Source organism: Nitritalea halalkaliphila LW7, from assembly GCF_000265075.1.
In the GTDB taxonomy this organism is placed as follows: Bacteria; Bacteroidota; Bacteroidia; order Cytophagales; family Cyclobacteriaceae; genus Nitritalea; species Nitritalea halalkaliphila.
Genome location: NZ_AJYA01000120.1, coordinates 1 through 806 on the forward strand (window position 1 = coordinate 1; position 806 = coordinate 806).

At 52.6% G+C, this 806-nt stretch carries 1 protein-coding gene; it reads right to left on the reverse strand.

Annotated elements, in window-relative coordinates:
* The coding region (locus tag A3SI_RS16715; protein WP_009057878.1) for a DUF11 domain-containing protein at window positions 1–806 on the reverse strand (806 nt) is incomplete at both ends.

The following is an 806-nucleotide window of genomic DNA, read 5'->3' on the forward strand; positions in this document are numbered from 1 at the left end:
TCACACTTGCGCCTGCAGCTAGTTCTCCTAGGCTCCAAACTACTTCTTCACCTACCAGGCTTCCTCCCATGGAGGCCGACACAAAGTTCACTCCTGCTGGAATGCGGTCGCGTACTTCAACATTGCGCGCTGGTCCCGCTCCCGTATTCGTCAGCGTGAAGCTATAGGTCAAGTTGTTACCCGCAATCACGGTCATCGGAGCCGACTTCTCTAACATCAGCATCGCACGATTTCCGTTGTCCACTGGCGTCTCGTCTGGATCAGACTCTTTCGGTGTGTCTGGATCCGTAGGACTCTCTACCCTTGCGATATTCGAGATAATCGTTCCATCTGCTAGGTTCGCATCTACCAGCACCACCAAGCTTAAGGTCACCGTCTCGCCTGCTGGGATAGTACCCACATTCCAAGTCACAAGGCCATTGGAAAGCATACCACCCATGTCTGCACTTACAAAGCTGGTGCCTACCGGAATCGGATCCGTTACCACCACCTCTTGTGCATCACTTGGTCCATTATTCGTCACCGTGATCGTGTACGCCAAGTTCTCACCTGCAATCGCCACCGATGTATCCGAACGCTTCATAATGGCCAGATTCGCTAAGGTCTCTACCGTAACATCTACTCCATTACTGTTCACCGGACTATTCACATCGTCTGGACTAGCGGCCTGCGCCATATTACTGATCACAGTACCCATCGCCACATTCGCCGGTACCATCACCTCTAAGGTCAAGGTCACACTTGCGCCTGCAGCTAGTTCTCCTAGGCTCCAAACTACTTCTTCACCTACCAGGCTTCCTCCCATG